The following is a 16,403-nucleotide window of genomic DNA, read 5'->3' as shown; positions in this document are numbered from 1 at the left end:
CAGTAATCCCACTGTCATTAGCACCTGGGCTTTAGCTTACATATCGGTGTTGCGCTCCAAGCAGCCTAAGAGAGTCGATTATGCTTCAAGGAAAAACTCGCTCGCATAGAGAGGTGAACGTCCCACGTTCACGCATTCGCGAACATAACTCTGCCGACGAGGCCGCGGTGCTGAGCGAGCTTATCCAGTGTATCAAGCTGTCGGAGGAGGGGCGCCGCGAGGTGGCCGCCAGCGGTGCCAATTACGTGGCGCGGGTGCGCAAGGAGAAGAAGCCTTCGATGATGGAGGCGTTAATCGGCAGCGCTGCGCGCTGCATCGCGAATGAATTCGCTCCCACACTGGGTATGGCGCCAAGGCTAATGTGGGAGCGGCTTTAGCCGCGATGGGGTTGGCTAGCAGGGCAGCGCTACGCGCTGCAATCGCGAATGAATTCGCTCCCACAGGCCCACAGGGAGTGGCGCCAAGGCTAATGTGGGAGCGGCTTTAGCCGCGATGGGGTTGATCTAGCCAGGCAGCGCTGCGCGCTGCAATCGCGAATGAATTCGCTCCCATACGGGGAGTGGCGCCAAGGCTAATGTAGGAGTGACTTCAGTCACGATGGGGTTGGCTGGCTCGGGCAGCGCTGCGTGCTGCATTCGCGACTGAAGTCGCTCCCACGCTAATCGCGAATGAATTCGCTCCCACACCAGGAGTGGTGCCAGGGCTAATGTAGGAGTGACTTCAGTCACGATGGGGTTGGCTGGCTCGGGCAGCGCTGCGTGCTGCATTCGCGACTGAAGTCGCTCCCACGCTAATCGCGAATGAATTCGCTCCCACACCAGGAGTGGTGCCAGGGCTAATGTAGGAGTGACTTCAGTCACGATGGGGTTGGCTGGCTCGGGCAGCGCTGCGCGCTGCATTCGCGACTGAAGTCGCTCCCACGCTAATCGCGAATGAATTCGCTCCCACACCAGGAGTGGTGCCAGGGCTAATGTAGGAGTGACTTCAGTCACGATGGGGTTGGCTGGCTCGGGCAGCGCTGCGCGCTGCAATCGCGACTGAAGTCGCTCCCACGCTAATCGCGAATGAATTCGCTCCCACGCTAGGAGTGGTGCCAGGGCTAATGTAGGAGTGACTTCAGTCACGATGGGGTTGGCTGGCTCGGGCAGCGCTGCGTGCTGCATTCGCGACTGAAGTCGCTCCCACAGGGAGTGGCGCCTGTTCAGGGTAAGCCCTCGTGCTAGACTCGTAGTAATAAAAAACTATTAGTACATCCACGCAGGGGATTCTTTAAATGCCACCACTCAGTGTGCTGTGCCATCGTACGCTCATGCCTATTCATCCCGCTCTGCTGGCCGCTACGCTGTGGCCGGCGGGTGCTGCCCTGGCCAGCCCCGATGCGGTGGTATTCCAACATGGCGAGCAGGAAACTCAACTGTCGGTGGCGGATCTGCGCGAACGTGCCGATGTACGTTTTACCTTTTACGATCCCTACCTGGCCGATGAGGTGGTGGTGACCGGACTGGTGTTCCGCGAGCTACTCGTGGAGCAGTTTGGTGCGCTGCCAGAGCAGCTGACCTTCACCGCCTGGGACGACTACGTGGTGACCTTGGGCGGCTGGGACGACCCCAACTGGATACTCGTGACCCACCAGGACGGCGAGCCGCTGGGCGTGCGTGAACGCGGGCCGGTGCGCCTGGTGGAGCGCGACTACGGCGATCGCGACCCAGACAGCCTGCGCAATTTCAACGATTGGGTATGGATGATTCGCGAGATCGAGGCACACTAGTGAGCCGAGTTCCTCGTAGGCGGCGCACTCCCGGTTGGCTGTGGCTCAGCCTGATGAGCTTCACGGTGCTGATGCTGTTGATCGCCTATGAGACGCGCTGGGTCCATCCTGACATTCACGCCTACTTTAGCCAGTCCGGCAACCTGACTGGCCAGCAGCTGGCGACCCGTTCGCGCCGTTACCTCGAGGAGAGCCTGGGCATTCTCCTGGAGGATGACGGGCCCGACGTCGCGCAGCGCGCCCGCTTCCAGATCGAGTTGGGCTACAGTCTGTTGGATATCGGTCTCTACCGTAACGAGTACGCCTGCACGGTGCCGAGCCTGCGTCGGCTGGATGGTCTGTATGACACCCTTGGTCACGATGTCATACCCTCGCCGGCCTTGCTCAGCCAGGACCTGCTGCAACCGATTCGCTGCCTGACCGAAATCGAGATGGACCAGCTCGACCGCCGCGGCGAGGTAACCACCCGTTTCGTCGAGGAAACCCGCCGCCACCAGACCTTGGTGCTGGCGGGCAGCTTCGTGATCTATCTGCTGGGGCTGCTGTTCTGGGGTATGCATGTGTTCAAGCACCGCTTGGCGGACCGCGCCACCCGCGAGAGCCTGCGCTGGATGGCCCAGGCGTTGCGCGACCCACTTACCGGCATCGGCAATCGCAGCGCGCTGCATGACGACGTGCTGGCCGAGCCGGGCCGCTCCCTGGGGCTTCTGCTGATCGATATCGACTACTTCAAGCAGTATAACGATGCCCTTGGCCATCCGGACGGCGACCGCCTGCTGCGCGAGCTGGTGGCGCTGATCGACCGAGCGCTTGGCGGCAGTGCACGGCTTTATCGCATGGGTGGCGACGAGTTTGCCGCACTGCTGCCTTGCGACGGCACCCAGACCCTGGAGCAGGCCTGCGCCTCTGTGGTGGAGGAGGTGCGTCGAGCGGCACTGCCGCATCCGGGCCATCCTGCCGGCGCTTACGTCACCCTGAGCCTGGGCGGAGTTCAGTTTTCTGCCCAGCGCGAAGCCTTTGCCGCAGCCTATACCGCCGCAGACCAGGCGCTGTATCGGGTCAAGGCCGAAGGGCGCGACGGTTGGCAGGTGGCGAGTGCCATTACGCTGTCCGCGTCGCTATAGGTGCTATTACTTAATGGCGGGATTGACCCGGCAGCGCTGCGCGCTGCAATCGCGAATAAATTCGCTCCCACAAGAGAGCGGCGCCAAGGCCAATGTAGGAGTAACTTCAGTAACGATGGGGTTGACTGCCTCCTCCGGCAGCGCTGCGCGCTGCAATCGCGAATGAATTCGCTCCCACAAGAGATCAGCGCGAAGGCCAATGTAGGAGTGACTTCAGTCGTGATGGGGTTGGGATTGCCCCGGCAGCGCTTCGCGCTGCAATCGCGAATGAATTCGCTCCCACAAATCGCGACTGAAGTCGCTCCCACAAATCGCGAATGAATTCGCTCCCACATTGTTAACCGACGGTTGGCACCTCACCGAGAATATCGAGGCTGTTGCCAAGCCTGGCCTCGATGGCCTGGCCGATGGCGAGCAGTCGGGCGTCCTGCCAGGGGCCGGCCATCACCTGCAGTCCGACGGGCATGTTGGCGGCGTCGCGGCCGACCGGCAGGGTGAGCGCGCAGAGCCCCATGAAGTTGGCCATCACGGTGTTGCGCAGGGCCTTCATGTTGGCCTTGGGGTAGGCGCCCTCGGGTTCGAGACTCTCCAGCGTCGGTGGGGTGATGGCGACGGTGGGCGTCAGCATGGCATCTACCTGCCACAGGCGCTGGGTGGCGGCGCGGGTGAGGTCGTCGATGACCTGGCGGCGGCGCACGTACTCCCAGCCTGGCATGCCGTCGGCGGCAGCGATCCTGGCGGCCACGTTGGGATCCAGCGCGTCGATGGCATTCGGTAGCGAGGTGTGCAGGAACGCCGCGAGCTCGGCGGCGGCCAGGCCGCCTTGCTGGAAGAGCGTGAAGGCGTCGTCCGTCTTGGGCAGCTCCATGGTGACGATGCGCGCGCCGGCGGTCTCGAGCTGCTTGATGGCCTGGGTGACCGCCTCGGCGATGCCGGGGCTGCAGTCGTCCCAGAAGAAGTGCTCCGGCACGCCGAAGGTGAGGTCGGCAAGGTCGGGCATGGCGGGCAGGCCTGCGCTACCCGGGCTCAGGCCAGGGTCGAGGGCGTCGAAGGCGAACGCCAGGTCATCCACGCGCCGGGCCAGCAGTCCCGGCGTATCCAGGGTGGTGGAGAGCGGCACGATCTGGGCGGTAGACCAGCGCCCTACGGTGGTCTTGAGGCCGGCGACACCGGTCATGCTGGCGGGCACGCGTACCGAGCCGGCGGTGTCGGTGCCGAAGGCCAGGCCCGCGGTGCCGCTGGCCAGCGAGACCCCGGCGCCGGAGCTCGAGCCACCCGGGGTGCGATGGGCGGCCGGATCCCAGGGGTTGCGCGGCGCGCCGTGGTGGGCATTGGTGCCCAGGCCGCCGAAGGCGAACTCGACGGTATGGGTCTTGCCCATCACCACCGGCAGCTGGTTGAGCAGGGTGCTGACCACCGGCCCGGGCCGTTCCCACTCGGCGGGAAGGCGGCGCGACGAGCCGGCATAGGTGGGCAGCCCGGGCACGGCGTAGATGTCCTTGATCGACACCGGCAGGCCCATCAGCGGGCCGGCGTCGCCGCCCTGCTTGAGCAGGGCATCGGTGGCGTTGGCGAAGGCCTGGGCGGCGTCGCCGTTCCAGGTCTTGTAGGCGTGGTCGTGCTGGCCGCGGCTGCGGTAGGCCTGGTTGGCGCTTTCGGCCAGGGCGGCGGCACTCACGCTGCCGTCGCGCAGTGCCCGGTGCAGGGCGCGCAGCGGTTGCTGGAGCGGTGTGGTGGTCATGGTGTGGCTCCTGATGATTAGCGAATCTCGAAGATCGATTCGACTTCGACGGCGGCGTTACCCGGCAGGGTCGCTACGCCGATGGCGGTGCGCGCGTGGCGGCTGGCGTCGCCGAACAGGTCGATGAACAGCTCCGAGGCGCCGTTGATCACCAGCGGCACGTCGTGAAACCCCGGCGCGACATTGACGAAGCCGTTCATCCTGACACACCGCACGACGCGGCTCATGTCACCGTCCACGGCGTCGTTCAGCGCGGCGAGCAGGTTGAGCGCGCAGGCCTGGGCGGCGAGCTTGCCGGTTTCCAGGTCGAACTCGGCGCCTACCTTGCCGGGGTAGAGTACCTTGCCGTCTCGCTCGCATATCTGGCCGGCGAGAAATAGCTGATTATCCAGCCGCGACCAGGGGAGAAAGGTGCCGCGGGGCTCGGGGATGGCCGGCAGGCTGAGGCCGCGTTGGGCCAGGGCATCGGCAAGTGACATGGTGTTCTCCTGATGGATAAAGGGTATCAACGGGCTAGTAGGGTGCCGACGCTGTCGGCCAGGGCGCGCACCGCGATCTCGGCGTCGGCACGCTCGATATGCTCGTCGGGATGGTGGCTGATCCCGTCGCGGCACGGCATGAACAGCATGGCAGTGGGGCAGCGATGGGCCAGGTGAATGGCGTCGTGGAAGGCGCCGGACACCAGCTGTGGGGCCGTGGGGGCATAGCGCTTGACGCTGGTATCGACGATCTCGACCAGGTCGTCATCGAAGTCGACCGGCGCCACCCGTGAGCTGGTGCTGAGCTCGGCGCTGCAGCCGGACCACGTCTCAGAGGCCAGCCGCTGGAAGCGCTCGTCGAGGGCGGCCAGCACCGCGGCGCTGGGGTGGCGCAGGTCGATGCTGAAGGTCGCTTGCTGGGGGATGGTGTTGGTGGCGTTGGGTTCCAACGCGAACTTGCCGATGGTGAAGCGCACCGCCTCGCCGTGTTCGGCGACCGCTTCGCGCAGCGCGCTGATCAGGGCGTGGGCGCCGGTGAAGGCATCGCGACGGGCGCTTTCGGGGGTGGTGCCGGCGTGGTTGGCCTGGCCTAGCAGCGTAACGCTGTACCAGTTGACCCCCTGAATGCCGGTCACCGCGCAGGCAGGTACCCCCATCGACTCGAGCACCGGCCCCTGCTCGATATGCAGCTCGAGAAAGGCGTGGGGCGTGAACGGCTCGGGCCGGTAGCTGACGGTGTGGGCGTCGAGGCGTGCCAGGCAGTCGGCCAGGGCATCGGCGAAGCGCACGCCGTCATCGTCCGTGGCGTCGAGAATCTCGGCGGCGTCGCGCTGGCCGGCGAACCACGCCGAGCCGGAGGCGCCGGGGGCAAAGCGGGCACCTTCCTCGTTGGTCCAGGAGACCACCTCGACCGGCCGCCTGTGGCGGATGTCGCCTTCGTGCAGCGCGCGCAGCACGGCCAGGCCGGCCAGTACGCCGAGGGTGCCGTCGTAGCAGCCGGCGCTGGGCTGGCTGTCGAGATGGCTGCCGATCAGCAACGGCGCAAGGCTCGGGTCCTCGCCTTCACGACGCAGGAAGACGTTGCCCAGGGCATCGTAGTACGTCTCGCAGCCCAGCGCGCGGCCGCGGTCGACCAGCCAGCAGCGCGCCTGGTTGTCGTTGTCGTCCAGGGCCAGGCGGCGCAGGCCGCGGGGCGACAGGGCACCGATCCTGGCCTGGTCGAGCATGTCGTCCCAGAAGCGCTGGCCATCGATGCTGGCGCCGAGTGATGTGAGTTCGTTCATACGCCTTTCGTTTCTCCCATCCGGTTCAGTAGATCAGCGACGGCAACCAGGTGCTGAGGAATGGCACATAGGTGAGGATGATCAGGGCGATGAACATCATCACGATCAGCGGCAGGCAGGCCTTGAAGACCTCCACCAGCGACATCCGCGAGATCGCCATGGCCACGAACAGGTTGAGGCCGACCGGCGGGGTGATCATGCCCACCGAGAAGTTGACCAGGGTGATGACGCCGAAGTGCACGGAGTCGACGCCGACACGGCCGGCGATCGGTTCGAGCAGCGGCGAGAGCACGATGATCGCCGAGGCGCTGTCGAGGAAGAACCCGGCCACGATCATGACCACGTTGAACAGGGCCATGACCAGTATCGGATCGTCGGTGAGCGACAGCACCTGGTTGGCCAGCTGCGTGGGGGTGCCGGTGATCGCCAGCAGCCACGAGAAGGCCGATGCGCCGGCGGTGATCAGCAGCAGGGTGGCCGAGGTGAGTCCCGAGCTGCGCAGAGTGCCGAGCAGGTCTCGCCAGCCGATGGTGCGGTAGATCACCATGCCCACGAACAGGCCGTACATGCAGGCCACCGCCGCCGACTCGGTGGGGGTGAAGATGCCGCTGTAGATGCCGCCGAGCAGGATGAACGGCAGGCCCAGGCCCCAGGCCGCCGAGCGCAAGGCGGCGGTGATTTCCTTGAACGTGGGGAAGGGCGCCCGCGGGTAGCCCTTGAGCGACGCATAGATGATGCAGTAGGCGATCAGCAGCGAGGCGATCAGGAGGGCGGGGATCAGCCCGGCGGCGAACAGCCGGCCCACCGAGGTACCGGTGACGGAACCGTAGATGATCAGCGCGATGCTCGGTGGAACGATGGGGCCGAGGGTACCCGCGGTGGCGATCAGGCCGATGGCAAAGCGCTTGTCGTAGCCGGCGGCGACCAGCGCAGGGAACATGATCGAGCCGATCGCCACCACCGTGGCCGGGCTGGAGCCGGAGATGGCGCCGAACAGCAGGCAGGAGAGCACCGTGGCGGCCGCCAGGCCACCGGGTACCCAGCCCACCAGCGCCTTGGCGAGCTCGATGAGGCGGCCGGACAGGCCGCCAATGCGCATCAGCTCGGCGGCCAGGATGAAGAACGGGATCGCCATCAGCGAGAAGTTGTTCATCCCGGTGAACATGCGCATGGGCACGATGATCGGGTCGGTGGTGCCGAAGAACTGAATGGCCAGCATGACCGCGAATGCCAGGGCGGCGAAGATCGGCAGCCCCAATAGCAGCACCGCGAAGAAGATGGGCAGAAGTGCCGTGATCATAACGAACTCCAGGCGTCAGACGAGCTTGTCTTTTTCGGCGGCAAGCTCTTCAGCGAGGCTGACCGGCGGTTTGGTCCAGGCTTGATGGATGACCCACAGGTAGCGAACCACCAGCAGCAGCCCGGAAATGGCAATCGGCAGGTAGAACCAGGCCATCGGCAGGCGTAATGCCGCCGTTCGTTGGCCTCTTCCCAGGGTGTTGAAGAACAGCTGGAACCCGTAGTAGGCCAGGAAGCAGGCGAAGGTAATGCCCAGCACGGCGGCGATGATATGCAGCCAGCGATTGACGGAGGGCGGCACGAAGGCGTTCAGCACATCGACGGAGATGTGTACGCCGTTACGCACGCCCATGCTGGCGCCGACGAAGCTCATGCAGATGATGGAGTAGATGACGACTTCCTCGACCCAGAACAGCGAGCTGTTGAAGCCGTAGCGGTAGATCACCTGGAGCGAGGTGAGGATGGTGGCGATGGACATGAACACCACCATCGCCACGCTTTCCACGTGATCGAGAATCCTGTTGAGCGTTGCGAACATGGTTAGGCCATTTCGTGGAGAAACGCGTGATTGAGAGCGGGCGCCGCAAGGGCGCCCGTGGCGTCTCAGTACTCGATGCCGACGACGTCGTAGACCTTGTGCAGCAGCTCGGTAGTGACCACGTCTTCGTACTCCTGGTGTACCGGGATGCTCGCTTCGACGAAGGCTTCGCGGGCCTCGGCCGAAATCTCGTTGATCTCGATCTGGCCTTCCAGCGAGGTCATGATCTCGACTTCATCCTCGAGGGTGAGCTGGCGCGACGCGTCGCGTCCGTTGTCGAAGGCCTCGCGCATGACTTCCTGGAGATCCTCGGGGAGCGAGTTCCACGCATCGGTGTTCATCACCGCCGCATAGGCGTGGTAGGCGTGGCTGGTCAACGACAGGTAGTCCTGCACCTCGTGGAAGCGCATGGTGTAGATATTGGCCAGCGGGTTCTCCTGGCCGGATACCACCCCTTGCTGCAGGCCGTTGTATACCTCGGTGAAGGCCATGGCGGTGGCATTGGCATCGAAGTTCTCATAGGTGGAGATGATGATCGGGGCCTGCATGGTGCGCATGCGAATGGCCTCGAGATCCTCCGGCGTTTCGATGGGGCGGTCGTTGTTGGTCATGTGGCGGAAACCGGCGCCCCAGAAGTTCACACCGTACATGTTGTGATCGTTGAGGGTGTCGAGGATCTCGCGGCCGACGTCGCCGTCGAGAAGCTCGACCATGGTGTCGTAATCGGGGATCAGGAATGGCAGGTCGAGAATCTGTAAACGCTCTTCGAAGTTGCCGAGCGTGGCCGACGGGGGAATGCCGATATCCACCAGGCCCATCTGGATCTGCTCGATGATTTCGACATCGCCCCCCACCTGAGCGGCGGGCAGCACGTCGATCTGGATGCGGCCGTCTGAGTTCTCTTCAACCTCCTCCTTGAAACGCAGCGCGGCCTGGCCATTCGGGGTGTCTTCGATCAGCACGTGGGCGAAGGTAAAGGTGTAATCGGCCGCGTTGGCCTGGCCGATGCTGAAGGTGGCGGCGGCCACGGCGGCGACGAGGGACGTCTTGATCAGTTTGTTGTTCATGGTTTGCCTCTTGAGGTCAGTGGGTGTCGTTACTGGCACTGGTTTGCGGCCCTGATGGCGCGCTCAGCCGGCGACGAATCGTCACGCGGCATCGGCGCTGGTCAGGGTTTTCAAGCTCGCCTTCAGTGACCCGCGCAGGGGGGAGGCGAGGAGAACGGCGAGGGCCAGCCGGGCTTTGCGGGCACTGAGATCCTGCAGCGGCATAGCGCCCGCGACCACCAGGTCGCAGAGGCTGCCGTCGAATTCGTAGACGGTTTCTATCGGCCCCCGCTGGCAACTGCTGACGATGACGACTGGTGTGCCTCCGGCGACTGCCTTGGCAATGTGGCTGGGCCAGGTGGGTGGCACATGGCCGCGCCCCAGGGCGTCGATCACCAGGGCCCGGCTACCGCGTTCAATGGCCGCGTCGATCATGTCGGCAGGGGCGTCGAGATATGCCGGCAGGATATCGACCCGGGGCAGCGCGGCGTCCAGGGAAGCGACCAGCGGCTGCGGGCGTATCGGCCTGGCAGCGAGATGGACGCGCGTACCGTCGATGTAGCCGAGCGGGCCCGTCTCGGGGGCGGCGAAGCCCTCGAGCTGGAAGGTGTTGACCTTGCGCACCTGGCGGGCGGCAAACAGCGTCTGATTGAACAGCACCAGGGTGCCCAGACCTCGGGCCTGCGGTGATGCCGCCAACTGGATGGCATCGGCGATATTGCGAAAGGCATCGGTGCCCGGTTCGTGGGGCGCGCGCTGCGACCCGGTGATCACCACGGGTATGCGGCCGGGCAGGGTGATGTCCAGGAAGTAGGCGGTCTCTTCCAGGGTGTCGGTGCCGTGGGTAATGACGATGCCGACCACCTCGGGGGACTCGCCGAGCGCCAGGCACTGCTGGCGCAGCAGCATCAGGTCGTCTAGCGAGATGGCGTTACTGGGCTTCTGCAGCACCGAGCGAACCTCTATCTCGGCCGTCAGTCCCGGCGGCAGCGAGACTTGCGACAGCAGCGACTCGCCCTGGAGAGCACCGGAGCGGTGACGCCCTGAATCGCTCTGGCTACTGGCAATGGTGCCGCCGGTGGTCAGCACCACGAGCTTGGATGTTGTCATTATGTGGTCCAATGGCCTCTCATGGCAGACATCTGATGTCTGATGTCATGTAGGTTATACTAGTCAGGAGTTTGCCACTCTTGCAAGCTAGGCTTGGTAACATGCGCTATGACGCCAACAGTGAGATAACCCATGAGTCTGAATCCCCGGCTTGCCACACGGCCTCTCTCGAGCGACTCCTTCGGTGGCTCCATCGAGCGCAGTTCCGTCGCCATGCAGATTCTCGAGCGGATCAAGACGGCCTTGATTCGCGGGGAACTCAAGCCAGGCGACTACCTCCCCTCGGAGAGCGAGCTCACCCATAGCCTGGGCATCGGCAAGTCGAGCGTGCGCGAGGCGATCAAGATGCTGCAGGCGATCGGTGTGGTGGAAGTGCGTCGCGGGCAGGGCACCGTTATCCGCCGCGAGCCGGGAGACCCGCTGGTCGATCCGATGGCCTTCGGCATGATCCTGGCCCGGGGCATGACCCGCGACGTGATGGAGTTTCGCCTGATGTTCGAGCCGGCCTACACCCTGCAGGCCATGCACAACGCCACCCCGGAGGACCACGCGCGGATTCGCCAGGCCATCGAGGCCATGGAGGCGGCCATCGCCAACGGCGAACAGACCGCCCATCACGATGTGGCCTTCCATCGCGCCATCCTGGCCGCGACCCACAATCCGATGACCATCCGCGTCGGCGAGACGCTGATCCAACTGATCGAAGCCGCCCTGGAGACCTCGATGCAGACGCTGCCCGAGGTGGCCTTGAAGGATCACAAGGCGATCTATGCCGCCTTCCAGGCCGGCGACGCGGCGGGGGTCCAGGCCGCCATCGAGGTTAGCAGCGAGAGCTGGGAGACCAACCTGACCTATGTGGATTAGCATGTAAGTGGCAATGCCGCATTGGGCCAGCTTGCACAGGAGGCAGTGTGAAGACCCGTCATCTGCTGTGTGCCGATCAACATCATGCTCTTGCAGCCTGCCTTGGCAGTATTGCAGGTCTCGAGTTTGCAATCTTGTTTGGCAGTCGTGCCACTGGACGGGCTCATGCCGGAAGTGACTGGGACCTTGCTGTAAAGTGGCAGGACGTGCCCAGCGACTCTCTTGAGTGGCGCCAAGGCAAATGTGGGAGTGACTTCAGTCACGATGAGATTGGTTGACCGGCAGCGCTGCGCGCTGCATCGCGAATAAATTCGCTCCTACAGGGAATGGCGCTGTTGGCAAAAGTAGGAGTGACGTCAGTCACGATGGGGTGGGTTGATCGGCAGCGCTGTGCGCTGCAATCGCGAATGAATTCGCTCCCACATCGGAGTGGCATCAAGGCAATTGTGGAAGCGACTTCAGTCACGGTGGAGTTGGGTTGGCCGGCAGCGCTGCGCGCTGCCATCGCGACTGAAGTCGCTCCTACACTAAAATAGAGCTACGTATGGAAATCCCTCACCAGCGCTTGATCTACTTCCAGTTGACGGTCGAGACCGGTTCGATCAGGGCGGCGGCGTCGCGACTGGATATCGCTGCCTCGGCGGTGAGCCGGCAGATCGGGCTGCTGGAGACGGCGCTGGATGCCAGCTTGCTGGAGCGCCGCCGCGACGGCGTGCGCCCGACGCCGGTGGGGGAGATGCTGCTCGACTATTGCCAGCGCCGCACGCTGCTCGACCGCGAGTTCAGCGATGCGCTGGATGCCTACCAGCGCCTGGAGACCGGGCAGATCACGCTGTGTGTCGGCGAGGGCTTTGTCGGCGACGTGATCGACCATCCGCTGCGCGAATTCACCGAGGCGCATCGCGGCGTGCGCCTGGAGGTGGACACCGGCAGTACCAAGCAGATCATCGAGTCGGTGGTCAACGATGAGGCGCATATCGGCTTGATGTACCACGAGCAGGTGCACCCGCATCTGCGCTTCTGGTGCTCGACGCGCCAGCCGCTGGTGCTGCTGATGTCGCCCTGTCATGCCTTGGCCGGTGACAGCGCGCCGCTCACCATCGAGCAGCTGGCGACCCATCCCATGGCGCTATGGCATCCCGGGCATGGGGTCAGGTCGCTAGTGGACGCGGCGTTTCGCGAGGCCGGTCACCGGCCGGTGGTGGGGATCCAGACCGGCTCGCTGGAGGTGCTGAAGCATTCGGCGCGTGCCTCGCTGTGTGTGACGCTATTGCCGCGCTTTGCCGCAGCCAGGGAGCTCGAGGAGGGCACCCTGGTGGCCCGCGGCGTGGTCGGGCGTCGCTTCAGCGAGGCCAACGCGCATATGGTGACACGGGTCGGCCGGCGGATGCCGCGGGCGGCGCTGCAGCTGCTGCGCCACTTGCAGCACTGGATGAGCGCCTTTCGCTGCGACGACCCGCCCGCCAAGCACTGAACGTAGCGCGCTAGTTGCTGCCGTAGCCCATGGCGGCGCTGGCCTTGGGGGCGGTTTCGACCCAGACGCTGCGAGTGGTGGTGTACTCGCGCAGGCCGTCGAGGCCGCTGGAGCGGCCGTAGCCGCTGTCACCGAAGCCACCGAACGGCGACATCACGTTGATGCTCTTGTAGCCATTGACCCACACCGTGCCGGCGCGCAGCTGATGGGCGACCCGCAGTGCCTTGCCGGTGTCCTGACTCCACACCGCGCCGGCCAGGCCGAACGGGGTGCCGTTGGCAAGCTGGATAGCGTCCGCCTCATCCTCGAAGGTCATGACCACCAGTACCGGGCCGAACACTTCCTCCTGGGCGATGGCCATCTCCGGTCGCACCTTGGTCAGCACGGTGGGGACGAGGAAGTTGCCCTGAGCGGCGTCGTCGGGCAGACCCTCGGGCCTAGTGCCACCGGTCAGCAGTTCGGCGCCCTCGGCGATGGCCTCGTCGATCAGCTGGCGCACGCGCTGATACTGGGCGGCGTTCTGCAGGGGCCCCATGCGAGTCTCGTCTTCCCCTGGCAGGCCCACCTCGATGGTGGACGCCGCGGCGGCCAGGCGCTGGCAGAATTTCTCCGCAATGTCTTGCTGCAGCAGCAGCCGCGAGCCGGCCACGCAGCTCTGTCCGGCGGCCGCGAAGATCGCCGCCTGGGCGCCGGCCACGGCGTCGTCGAGCGCGGCGTCGTTGAACACGATATTGGCCGATTTGCCGCCCAGCTCCAGCACGCTGGGCACCAGCCGGCGGGCCCCCGCCTCGGCGATCAGCCGGCCGGTCTCGGGGGAGCCGACGAACACCAGCTTGGCGATCTGCGGATGGGTGGTGAGGGCGCTGCCGGTGGTATGGCCGAGCCCGTTGACGATGTTGATCAGCCCAGCAGGCAGGCGGCCGCTGTGCTCCAGCAGCATGGCCAGTACCGCTGAGGTCAGCGGGGTGAGCTCCGAGGGTTTGAGCACCGCGGCGTTGCCGGCGGCCAGCGCCGGGGCGAGCTGCCAACCGCAGGTAAACATGGGGGCGTTCCAGGGGGTGATCTGGCCGACCACACCGTAGGGCACGCGCTGCACGTAGTTGAGGTGGGAGCTGGGCACGTCGACGACCTCGCCGTGCTGCTTGTCGCACCAGCCGGCGTAGTACTCGAACATCTCGCGTACCTTGTCGACTTCGCCACGGCAGTCGCGCACCGGCTTGCCGGCGATCAGGCTCTCGAGCCTGGCCAGCGACTCTTCATGACCTTCCAGGCCGCGCGAGGCGGCCTGCATGCGCCGGCCGCGCTCGCTGGCGCTTAGCGCCATCCACTCCTGCTGGGCGCTATGGGCGGCCTCGATGGCCTGCGTGACCACCGCTTCGCCGGCGTCCCGGTAGTGCAGCAGCGGCAGGTTGGTGACCGGGTCCTGCAGGGTGATGGTGTCGCCGTCACCGCCGACGAACTGGCCGTCTACCCAGTTGGCATTGGGCTGCTGCGGGTCGAGTCCGTAGGCGTCGAGCAGCAGGCCCAGGCGGTCGCGGGCCTGTTGATTGAGGGCGTTCATGTGCGGTCCTCCTTGGGCTGGTCGACGGCGTATTGCCTGGCCGCTTCCAGCAGCTGCACGGTAATGCGGTTGAAGTCGTCGGCATCGTCCAGCGCCAGGCGCTCGTCGTGCCAGGCATCGCGAACCCGCTCGAGGAGGCTGTCGTCCAGGCCAAGCTGCTGGGCGGTCTGGTAGGCAAGGCGCAGGTCCTTGCGCATCAACCCCATGCTGAAGCCGGAGTCGAAACTCCCGTCGAGGATCCAGCGCGGGAAGTTGACCTCGCTGACGGCGCTGCGGCCCGAGCCGCTGTTGAGCCCCTGCAGGCAGGCGGCCGGGTCGACGCCGGCGCGCTGGGCCATGGCCACGGCTTCGGCGGTGGTCAGCAGGTGGGCGGCACACAGGTAGTTGTTGGCCAGCTTGACCACGTGGCCGCTGCCGGCCTCGCCGACGTGGGTGATGCTCTTGGTCATCGCGTCGAGCAGTGGTCGGGCGCGTTCGAGGGTGGAGGCTTCGCCTCCCACCAGCATGCCGAGCTGCCCGCTATGGGCGCCGCTGGGACCGCCGCTGACCGGGGCGTCGAGCCACTCGAGGCCGGCGGCGATGACCTTGGCGGCGAGCTGTCGCGATTCGACCGGGTCGCTGGTGGACGTGTCGATGATCAGGCTGCCGCGGGGGGCCTTGGCCAACAAGCCCGGCGCCTCCTCGAGCACCGTACTGACGTGGGCTGAGGTAGGTAGCGACAGCAGGTAGGCGTCGCTCGGCGCGAGGGCGTCTGGCGCCGCGGTGTCGATACCGTCAGCGGAGAGACGCTCTCGCGCTGCGCTGTCGATATCGCTGCCTTGGACCTGGAAGCCGGCCTTATGCAGGGTCAGGGCCATGCCGCGGCCCATGTTACCCAGGCCGATGACGGTAACGGAGTTGATCAAGGGGACCTCCATATCACGGGCTGTCGGGATGCTGGGCCAGCAGCGTCTGGACGAGCTGGGTCCAGTAGCTCACGCCGATGGGCGACAGGGCGTCGTTGAAGTCGTAGTGGGGGTTGTGCAGGGCGGCGCTGTGTTCGCCGTTGCCGAGCCAGATGTAGGCGCCTGGGCGTTCACACAGCATGAAGGCGAAGTCCTCCGAGGCCATGCTGGGGGGCAGGTCGCGGTGCACGCGGGCGATCTGCGGCATGGTCTCGAGTACCTCGGCGCAGCGTTGGGCGTGCTCCGGGGTGTTGAAGGTCGCCGGGTAGCGCGGTTGGTAGTCGAGGTCAGCTTTCAGACCGTGGAACTGGGCCAGCCCATCCACCGCCTGCTCGAAGCGCTGGGCCAGATGCTGGCGCAGCGGTTCATCGAAGCAGCGCAGGGTACCGCGCAGCTCCAGCGTCTCGGGGATGACGTTGAAGGCGTCGCCGGCATGGATCTGGGTGACGCTGAGCACCGCCGTCTGATGCGCCGGGGTCTCGCGGCTGATCAGTCCTTGCAGCTGGGTAACCAGCTGCGAGGCGGCGAGTATCACGTCGCTGCCCAGGTGCGGCATGGCGGCGTGGCAGCCGCTGCCCTTGAGCCTGAGCGTGAAGACGTCGAAGGCGGCCATCACCGCGGTGTCGTGCACCGCGGCCTCGCCGACGGCGAGCCCCGGCCAGTTGTGGACGCCGTAGACGGCGTCCATGGGAAAACGCTCGAATAAGCCCTCCTCGACCATCACCCGGCCACCGCCTTCGCTCTCCTCGGCGGGCTGGAAGATGAAGTGGACGCGTCCGGCAAACTCTGGCGCGCGGGCCAGCTGGCAGGCGGCTCCCAGCAGCATGGTGGTGTGGCCGTCGTGGCCACACGCATGCATCTTGCCGGGGGTGCGGGAGGCGTAGGCGAGGCCGGTGGCCTCGGGCACATCCAGGGCGTCGATATCGGCGCGCAGGCCGATGCTGGGCCCTTCGCCAAGGTTGCCATCGAGGGTGGCAACGATGCCGGTGCCGCCGCCCAGGCCGGTGACGATGTCGAGCCCGGCCCCGCGCAGGATCTCGGCGATCCTGCGGCTGGTGCGATGCTCTTCGAAGGCGGTCTCCGGGTGCTGGTGGAAGTCGTGACGCCACTCGCGCAGCGTCTCCGGGTCGATCTGTATGTCGGTCATGGTGCTGGTATTCATGGTGCTGGCC

At 65.5% G+C, this 16,403-nt stretch carries 16 protein-coding genes; 6 read left to right on the top strand and 10 right to left on the bottom strand.

Annotation, left to right across the window (positions count from 1 at the left end; all coding sequences use genetic code 11):
• Positions 1-80 precede the first annotated feature (80 nt).
• The 3 genes from CK498_RS03400 (at position 81) to CK498_RS03390 (ending at position 2,892) form a co-directional block, all read left to right on the top strand.
• Positions 81-377, top strand: a complete 297-nt coding sequence (locus CK498_RS03400) for a hypothetical protein (RefSeq protein ID WP_095619434.1) — start codon at positions 81-83, stop codon at positions 375-377.
• 896 nt (positions 378-1,273) lie between these two features.
• Entirely contained in the window at positions 1,274-1,768 is a 495-nt protein-coding gene (locus tag CK498_RS26475) for a hypothetical protein (protein ID WP_229358937.1), read from the top strand.
• The gene (locus CK498_RS03390) at positions 1,768-2,892 is read left to right on the top strand and encodes a GGDEF domain-containing protein (protein WP_229358936.1); all 1,125 of its coding nucleotides are present in this window, start codon (positions 1,768-1,770) and stop codon (positions 2,890-2,892) included. The genes CK498_RS26475 and CK498_RS03390 overlap by 1 nt, the downstream gene beginning before the upstream one ends.
• 337 nt (positions 2,893-3,229) lie before the next feature.
• Here the strand turns inward: CK498_RS03390 and CK498_RS03385 are convergent, their stop codons facing one another.
• The 7 genes from CK498_RS03385 to CK498_RS03355 all read right to left on the bottom strand — a co-directional run bounded on the left by CK498_RS03385 (position 3,230) and on the right by CK498_RS03355 (position 10,388).
• Entirely contained in the window at positions 3,230-4,633 is a 1,404-nt protein-coding gene (locus CK498_RS03385; RefSeq protein ID WP_095619432.1) for an amidase, read from the bottom strand.
• Between the two features lie 17 nt (positions 4,634-4,650).
• The gene (locus tag CK498_RS03380; RefSeq protein WP_095619431.1) at positions 4,651-5,112 is read right to left on the bottom strand and encodes a RidA family protein; all 462 of its coding nucleotides are present in this window, start codon (positions 5,110-5,112) and stop codon (positions 4,651-4,653) included.
• 26 nt (positions 5,113-5,138) lie between these two features.
• Positions 5,139-6,395, bottom strand: a complete 1,257-nt coding sequence (locus CK498_RS03375) for a M20 family metallo-hydrolase (RefSeq protein WP_095619430.1) — start codon at positions 6,393-6,395, stop codon at positions 5,139-5,141.
• A gap of 25 nt (positions 6,396-6,420) precedes the next feature.
• Entirely contained in the window at positions 6,421-7,695 is a 1,275-nt protein-coding gene (locus tag CK498_RS03370) for a TRAP transporter large permease (RefSeq protein ID WP_095619429.1), read from the bottom strand.
• A 15-nt stretch (positions 7,696-7,710) separates the two neighbouring features.
• Positions 7,711-8,232 carry a TRAP transporter small permease gene (locus tag CK498_RS03365; RefSeq protein WP_095619428.1) on the bottom strand — a complete coding sequence of 174 codons (522 nt, stop codon included), beginning with the start codon at positions 8,230-8,232 and terminating at the stop codon, positions 7,711-7,713.
• A 65-nt stretch (positions 8,233-8,297) separates the two neighbouring features.
• On the bottom strand, positions 8,298-9,299 hold the full coding sequence (locus tag CK498_RS03360) for a TRAP transporter substrate-binding protein (protein WP_095619427.1): 1,002 nt from the start codon (positions 9,297-9,299) through the stop codon (positions 8,298-8,300).
• A gap of 81 nt (positions 9,300-9,380) precedes the next feature.
• The gene (locus CK498_RS03355) at positions 9,381-10,388 is read right to left on the bottom strand and encodes an asparaginase (RefSeq protein ID WP_095619426.1); all 1,008 of its coding nucleotides are present in this window, start codon (positions 10,386-10,388) and stop codon (positions 9,381-9,383) included.
• A gap of 132 nt (positions 10,389-10,520) precedes the next feature.
• Between CK498_RS03355 and CK498_RS03350 the strand changes: the two genes are divergently transcribed.
• The 3 genes from CK498_RS03350 (at position 10,521) to CK498_RS03345 (ending at position 12,726) form a co-directional block, all read left to right on the top strand.
• Entirely contained in the window at positions 10,521-11,252 is a 732-nt protein-coding gene (locus tag CK498_RS03350; RefSeq protein ID WP_229358935.1) for a FadR/GntR family transcriptional regulator, read from the top strand.
• Between the two features lie 47 nt (positions 11,253-11,299).
• A complete protein-coding gene (locus CK498_RS26840) occupies positions 11,300-11,530 on the top strand; it encodes a nucleotidyltransferase domain-containing protein (RefSeq protein ID WP_176475694.1) in 231 nt (76 codons plus the stop codon).
• 266 nt (positions 11,531-11,796) lie between these two features.
• Complete coding sequence (locus CK498_RS03345) at positions 11,797-12,726, top strand: LysR family transcriptional regulator (protein ID WP_095619425.1); 930 nt, start codon at positions 11,797-11,799, stop codon at positions 12,724-12,726.
• Between the two features lie 10 nt (positions 12,727-12,736).
• On the opposite strand, the gene CK498_RS03340 is transcribed toward CK498_RS03345, so the two are convergent.
• The 3 genes from CK498_RS03340 to CK498_RS03330 are packed head-to-tail and all read right to left on the bottom strand — an operon-like array spanning position 12,737 to position 16,393.
• On the bottom strand, positions 12,737-14,287 hold the full coding sequence (locus CK498_RS03340) for an aldehyde dehydrogenase family protein (protein ID WP_095619424.1): 1,551 nt from the start codon (positions 14,285-14,287) through the stop codon (positions 12,737-12,739).
• Positions 14,284-15,192, bottom strand: coding sequence for an NAD(P)-dependent oxidoreductase (locus CK498_RS03335; RefSeq protein WP_229358934.1), 909 nt, complete (start codon positions 15,190-15,192; stop codon positions 14,284-14,286). Before CK498_RS03335 ends, CK498_RS03340 begins: the two co-directional genes overlap by 4 nt.
• A gap of 13 nt (positions 15,193-15,205) precedes the next feature.
• A complete protein-coding gene (locus CK498_RS03330; RefSeq protein ID WP_229358933.1) occupies positions 15,206-16,393 on the bottom strand; it encodes a M20 aminoacylase family protein in 1,188 nt (395 codons plus the stop codon).
• Positions 16,394-16,403 lie beyond the last annotated feature (10 nt).

This window comes from Halomonas salipaludis (assembly GCF_002286975.1).
Classification (GTDB): domain Bacteria; phylum Pseudomonadota; class Gammaproteobacteria; order Pseudomonadales; family Halomonadaceae; genus Franzmannia; species Franzmannia salipaludis.
This window is presented reverse-complemented; position numbering and strand designations above follow the sequence as displayed.

Bases quoted from the DNA above. Each gene is read 5' to 3' on its own strand.
- CK498_RS03350 (WP_229358935.1), top strand. From the start codon at position 10,521: ATGAGTCTGAATCCCCGGCTTGCCACACGGCCTCTCTCGAGCGACTCC.
- CK498_RS03365 (WP_095619428.1), bottom strand. From the start codon at position 8,232: ATGTTCGCAACGCTCAACAGGATTCTCGATCACGTGGAAAGCGTGGCG.
- CK498_RS03345 (WP_095619425.1), top strand. From the start codon at position 11,797: ATGGAAATCCCTCACCAGCGCTTGATCTACTTCCAGTTGACGGTCGAG.
- CK498_RS03355 (WP_095619426.1), bottom strand. From the start codon at position 10,388: ATGACAACATCCAAGCTCGTGGTGCTGACCACCGGCGGCACCATTGCC.
- CK498_RS26475 (WP_229358937.1), top strand. From the start codon at position 1,274: ATGCCACCACTCAGTGTGCTGTGCCATCGTACGCTCATGCCTATTCAT.
- CK498_RS03330 (WP_229358933.1), bottom strand. From the start codon at position 16,393: ATGAATACCAGCACCATGACCGACATACAGATCGACCCGGAGACGCTG.
- CK498_RS03380 (WP_095619431.1), bottom strand. From the start codon at position 5,112: ATGTCACTTGCCGATGCCCTGGCCCAACGCGGCCTCAGCCTGCCGGCC.
- CK498_RS03375 (WP_095619430.1), bottom strand. From the start codon at position 6,395: ATGAACGAACTCACATCACTCGGCGCCAGCATCGATGGCCAGCGCTTC.
- CK498_RS03340 (WP_095619424.1), bottom strand. From the start codon at position 14,287: ATGAACGCCCTCAATCAACAGGCCCGCGACCGCCTGGGCCTGCTGCTC.
- CK498_RS03385 (WP_095619432.1), bottom strand. From the start codon at position 4,633: ATGACCACCACACCGCTCCAGCAACCGCTGCGCGCCCTGCACCGGGCA.
- CK498_RS03400 (WP_095619434.1), top strand. From the start codon at position 81: ATGCTTCAAGGAAAAACTCGCTCGCATAGAGAGGTGAACGTCCCACGT.
- CK498_RS03360 (WP_095619427.1), bottom strand. From the start codon at position 9,299: ATGAACAACAAACTGATCAAGACGTCCCTCGTCGCCGCCGTGGCCGCC.
- CK498_RS03370 (WP_095619429.1), bottom strand. From the start codon at position 7,695: ATGATCACGGCACTTCTGCCCATCTTCTTCGCGGTGCTGCTATTGGGG.